The sequence below is a fragment of the Streptomyces sp. NPDC057543 genome (assembly GCF_042801895.1).
GTDB lineage: Bacteria > Actinomycetota > Actinomycetes > Streptomycetales > Streptomycetaceae > Streptomyces.
In genome coordinates, this window is the sequence record NZ_JBHVFF010000491.1 from 1 (window position 1) to 3,480 (window position 3,480).

1 protein-coding gene is annotated in these 3,480 nt (G+C 67.8%); it reads right to left on the reverse strand.

Annotated elements, in window-relative coordinates:
• Positions 1-52 precede the first annotated feature (52 nt).
• Entirely contained in the window at positions 53-2,800 is a 2,748-nt protein-coding gene (gene ppdK / locus ACFU8Q_RS40280) for a pyruvate, phosphate dikinase (RefSeq protein ID WP_384464826.1), read from the reverse strand.
• Positions 2,801-3,480 lie beyond the last annotated feature (680 nt).

The following is a 3,480-nucleotide window of genomic DNA, read 5'->3' on the forward strand; positions in this document are numbered from 1 at the left end:
GGGGTACGAGTGAGCCGACGGCGGCTCCGGGGTCAGGGGGCCGGGTGCCGGGTCAGCGGCTGTCGCTGCCGGTCGAGTCCGCCGCCGCCCGGCCCGCCTCCAGGCGGGCGACGGGGATACGGAACGGGGAGCAGGACACGTAATCCAGGCCCACCTCGTGGAAGAAGTGCACCGACTCCGGGTCTCCGCCGTGCTCACCGCAGACGCCGAGCTTCAGGTCCGGGCGGGTGGCCCGGCCGGCCGCGACGGCGCTGCGGACCAGCGAGCCGACGCCGTCCTTGTCGATCGTCTCGAACGGCGACACCCCGAAGATGCCCTTCTCCAGGTACGCGGTGAAGAACGATGCCTCCACGTCGTCACGGGAGAAGCCCCACACCGTCTGTGTCAGGTCGTTCGTGCCGAAGGAGAAGAACTGTGCGGCCTCGGCGATCTGACCGGCGGTCAGCGCGGCGCGCGGCAGCTCGATCATCGTGCCGATGGTCAGCTTCAGCCGGGTACCGGTGGCGGCCTCTACCTCGGCGATGACCTGGTCGGCCTCCTCGCGGACGATCTCCAGCTCCTGGACCGTGCCGACGAGCGGAATCATGATCTCGGCGCGCGGATCGCCCTTGGCGTTCTTGCGCTCGGCAGCGGCCTCGGCGATCGCCCGTACCTGCATGGCGAACAGGCCGGGGATGACGAGACCGAGACGGACCCCGCGCAGACCCAGCATCGGGTTCTGCTCGTGCAGCTTGTGCACGGCCTGGAGCAGGCGCAGGTCGTTCTCGTTGGCGTCCTTGCGGGACTCGGCGAGCGCGACCCGCACCGAGAGCTCGGTGATGTCGGGCAGGAACTCGTGCAGCGGCGGGTCGAGCAGCCGTACGGTGACGGGCAGTCCGTCCATCGCCTCGAACAGCTCGATGAAGTCGGCCCGCTGGAGCGGAAGCAGCTCCTCCAGCGCGGCCTCGCGCTCGGCGTCGGTGTCCGCGAGGATCAGCTTCTCGACCATCTCGCGGCGCTCGCCGAGGAACATGTGCTCGGTGCGGCACAGGCCGATGCCCTGGGCGCCGAAGCGGCGGGCCCGCAGCGCGTCCTCGGCGTTGTCGGCGTTGGCCCGCACCCGCAGCCGGCGCACCCGGTCCGCGTACGCCATGATCCGGTGCACGGCGGCGACCAGCTCGTCGGCGTCGTCGGCGCCCGCGTGCATCCGGCCCTCGAAGTACTCGACGACCGGGGACGGCACGACGGGGACCTCGCCGAGGTACACCTTGCCGGTGGAGCCGTCGATGGAGACGACGTCGCCCTCCTCGATGACCCGGCCGCCCACCGTCATCCGGCGGCGCTTGGTGTCGACTTCGAGCTCCTCGGCGCCGCAGACACAGGTCTTGCCCATGCCGCGGGCGACGACGGCGGCGTGCGAGGTCTTACCGCCGCGCGAGGTCAGGATGCCCTCGGCCGCGATCATGCCGTCGAGGTCGTCGGGGTTGGTCTCGCGGCGGATGAGGATGACCTTCTCGCCGGACCGGGACCACTTCACCGCGGTGTACGAGTCGAAGACGGCCTTGCCGACCGCGGCGCCCGGCGAGGCGGCGATGCCGCGGCCGAGCAGCTCGGTCTTCGCTTCGTCGTCGAAGCGCGGGAACATCAGCTGCGCCAGCTGCGCCCCGTTGACCCGCTGGAGTGCCTCGGCCTCGTCGATCAGGCCCTGGTCGACGAGCTGGGTGGCGATCCGGAAGGCGGCACCGGCGGTGCGCTTGCCGACCCGGGTCTGGAGCATCCACAGCTGGCCGCGCTCGATGGTGAACTCGATGTCGCACAGGTCCTTGTAGTGCGTTTCGAGGGTTTCCATGATCTGCATCAGCTGGTCGTACGACTTCTTGTCGATCGACTCCAGCTCCGCGAGCGGCACGGTGTTGCGGATACCGGCGACCACGTCCTCGCCCTGCGCGTTCTGCAGGTAGTCGCCGTAGACGCCCTGGTGCCCGCTGGCCGGGTCACGGGTGAAGGCGACGCCCGTACCGGAGTCGGGGCCGAGGTTGCCGAACACCATCGAGCAGACGTTGACGGCCGTGCCCAGGTCGCCGGGGATGCGCTCCTGACGGCGGTAGAGCTTGGCCCGGTCGGTGTTCCACGAGTCGAAGACGGCCTTTATGGCCAGGTCCATCTGCTCGCGCGGGTCCTGCGGGAAGTCACGTCCGGCGTCCCGCGAGACGATCTTCTTGAACTGCTTGACCAGCTTCTTCAGGTCGGCCGCGTCGAGATCCACGTCGACGGTGACGCCCTTGGCCTCCTTCGCCGCCTCCAGCGCCTCCTCGAAGAGGTCGCCGTCGACACCGAGGACGGTCTTGCCGAACATCTGGATGAGGCGGCGGTAGGAGTCCCACGCGAACCGCTCGTCGCCGGCCTGGGTGGCGAGACCGGCCACGGACTCGTCGGACAGGCCGATGTTGAGGACCGTGTCCATCATGCCGGGCATCGAGAACTTCGCCCCGGAGCGGACCGAGACCAGCAGCGGGTCGTCCGCCTGGCCGAGCTTCTTGCCCATCCGCGCCTGAAGGGCGTCGAGATGCGCGCTGACCTCGTCCCGGAGCTCCGCCGGCTCCTCGCCACTGTCGAGGTAGACCTTGCACGCCTCGGTGGTGATGGTGAAGCCCGGAGGGACGGGAAGCCCGAGATTGGTCATCTCGGCGAGGTTGGCGCCCTTCCCCCCGAGGAGGTCCTTCAGATCCTTGTTGCCCTCGGTGAAGTCGTAAACGAACTTCTGGCCCTGGGCCTCCCGGGATTCCGGGGTGGTTACGTGGGGATCTTTGTTTTCCGACACGGGTCTCGACTCCTCGAGGACGCGGTGGCTGCCCTGACGGCGAGGAACATACCCAGATCGAAGGTGTCTGGGTACGTCCACTTGCGCGTCATGAGGCCTCAACCACCCGTCCGCCAGCAGATCGAAAGTGACATGGCCCATCCCTCAATCGAGGGAATGTGTTCACTTCTTGAATGAATAAACACTCGGCGCGACGAGAATCCCGTTGATCGATCACGCAGAGCACCGGAAGCGTCGATCGATCAAAGTGGAGCCCATTGGCACCCAGTGCCACCATTTGAGAAGTGCAGCTCTCAAATTTGCGCTCATCTGAGCGTCTGGGTTCTCAGGGTGGTGAGAATCACTCTACGAGCGGCGCTCAGATGTCACCATCCGGACGCATGAGCGACGCCAGCTGGTCACGCGTTGATCATCGATACACACCCGAGCGTGAAAAGAAGCGGCTACGCGAGGCCCGATGCGGACCTATCGAGACTCACCCGCGGCCGGATATCGCCGAACCCGACCAAATATGGCGCTCAGATGAGCGATGCGTATGAGGCGGCACGCGGTGCCTGTGTCGCGGTGCGCCCCTGGCGGGGTCCGGAAGGCTGAAAGGGGCCCCGGAGGCCCGGAAGGCCCCAAAGGCCCCGGAGGCCCGGAAGGGCATGAAAAGGGGCCCCGAAGAGCCTGTGCGGCCC